At 33.1% G+C, this 2,287-nt stretch carries 2 protein-coding genes; one reads left to right on the plus strand and one right to left on the minus strand.

The genetic code is table 11. The features are described 5' to 3' along the window. Window positions 1-51 precede the first annotated feature (51 nt). The gene (locus J2Z35_RS14475) at window positions 52-1,782 is read right to left on the minus strand and encodes an ATP-dependent DNA helicase (protein WP_209662113.1); all 1,731 of its coding nucleotides are present in this window, start codon (window positions 1,780-1,782) and stop codon (window positions 52-54) included. A gap of 203 nt (window positions 1,783-1,985) precedes the next feature. Between J2Z35_RS14475 and J2Z35_RS14480 the strand changes: the two genes are divergently transcribed. Beyond that, window positions 1,986-2,189 (plus strand): CsbD family protein, encoded by a 204-nt coding sequence (locus tag J2Z35_RS14480; RefSeq protein WP_209662114.1) that lies wholly within the window; start codon window positions 1,986-1,988, stop codon window positions 2,187-2,189. The last annotated feature ends 98 nt before the right edge of the window (window positions 2,190-2,287 follow it).

Here is a 2,287-nt window from a genome sequence, read left to right on the forward strand (position 1 = left end):
TTAGGATATCTCAATTAAAAATTGGTAAGTTAAAGAAAAAAATAAATATGCTTAGACCATAAAAACTGGGTCTAAACATATTATACGAGGAGAATCAAGCATGAGATATACAGCATCCTCAAACCCTCCCATCATCTCTATATAATATGATGCCGGTATCAATGTTGCTGAAAATGCTACAAGGGCAATGCACCTCTTTAGGTTTTCCTTTATGATTTGAGAAGGGTCTACGCAATAAAGCTTCACAGCTGTATCCTTGTCATTTTCATATAAAATAGTCACATACCCATCCCCATAATACTCTCCTATCCTTAGAAAGCTATAGGCCTGAAAATAAACCTCCATAAGCTCATCATAATAAGCTTCCTGCTTTGCATACTCTTCACTTGCAAGATAAATCTCTACAGCCTCTATAAAATCCTTGGAAGCCTTGAAAAGTCCTTTGGGATAATCTTTAAATACCTTATCTTCAAGGTCTTTTGACCTGAGCCTAAGAAATTGACTATTTACCTTTGAGGTGCTTTTTATAATATCATCCAGTTCTTTAGCTATAAAAGACTTTCCCTCTATTTCCTTTTTTATGGACTTTCTGAGTTTTAGAAAAGACTGTTTCTGAAGGGTTTCAGAATACATAGACCTAGCCCTATCTATAAAGTTATGAGCTTCATCCATTAGAAATACATAATTTCCGCTTTCATCCATAAAAAACCTCTTTAAAAATACAGATGGATCAAAGGCATAGTTGTAGTCGCAAATCACTATATCGCAAAAAAGAGAAGTATCTAAGGAAAATTCAAAGGGACATACCTTATGGGATTCTGAATATTTAATCACTGCTTCCCTGTCTATCATACAGGAATTTTCTAAAATATCTGTAATGGCATTATTTATCCTATCAAAATATCCCTTTGCATACTCGCAGCCCTCCATGTCGCATTTTCCAAAGGGACATATCTTTTCTTTAGCAGTAAGTATTATCGCCCTTATTTTTAGACCCCTTGATACCATAAGACTTATAGTATCCTTTGCAGCTTCCCTGTTTATGGTCTTTGATGTAAGATAAAAAATCTTTTCATTTTCCTCATAAATCATTGATTTGATTGCAGGAAAAAGAGTTGATATAGTCTTACCTATTCCAGTCGGAGCCTTCACAAATAATCTTTTTTTATGTCTGATAGCTCTATAGGAATCCTCCATCATCTTTTTTTGGCCAGCTCTATATGTATCAAAGGGAAAATCCATACTATTTATAGACTCATCTCGATTTTTTCTTAACTTCCTTATTATATCTAAAAAGAGAGTATACCTATGAATCACTCCCCTTACATAATCCTCAAGCTCTTCAACTTTATACAATCTCTCATAAGAGTTTAAAGATTCATCTTTTATTCCAAAATACGTAAGTCTTATTTTTATTTCTTTAAGATCTTTTTTTAGACAGTACATATAGCCATAAAACTTTCCCTGAGCCATATGGACTTCATTTTCTTCACAGTCGGCAGCATTTTTAAGAGTGCTTTTTATTTCATCTATGACATAGACCTCATCCTCAAGGGCGAGTCCATCAATTCTTCCGCTAAGTTCAAATACCATGTCTTTATAGGGATACCTCAGCTTCACGCTTACCTCTTTGTCTATATATCTTCCCTTTATGTTTTGAAGGTGCTGGTGAGCTTTTATTCCTTCAAGAGCTCTTTTGGGAGAATACTGTCCTGATGAAAGGTCTCCAGACCTTAAGACAAATTCCACAAGGTTTCTTACAGATATTTTTATATTTTCCAAAGTACCTTCCCCCATACAAAACACTCTTTCTTAAGCTACCATAATAAAAAAAGCCACTTCTAACTTATCCAAATTGTTAATTTTATCTAATTATACTATATTTTCATTTGGTATTATTAATGTTTCATAAAAACTAAAGAGGGTAAAATATATTATAGGTTTATTTTTAAGTTCACATTTAAATTAAAACAGGAGGTTTTGTTATGAATTTAGATATCTTAAAAGGTAAATGGAAGCAAGTTACAGGGGAAGCTAAAAAGACCTTTGGTGAGCTTACTGACAATGAGCTTCAGGAAATAGAAGGAGATAGAGAAAAGTTTATTGGCAAGGTTCAAGAAAAATACGGTATAGCTAGAGACGAAGCAGAAAAAAGAGTAGATAGTTTTCTAAGAAATCACGATAAGTAATTGACTTAAACTTCGCACACAAATAAAACCTATGAACCTTGAAAATTCAATAATTGACAGATTAATAGTATACTTTAGACATATAAAACAAGCTTTTC

Origin of the sequence: Acetoanaerobium pronyense (genome assembly GCF_017874355.1) — a bacterium.
Classification (GTDB): Bacteria; Bacillota; Clostridia; order Peptostreptococcales; family Filifactoraceae; genus Acetoanaerobium; species Acetoanaerobium pronyense.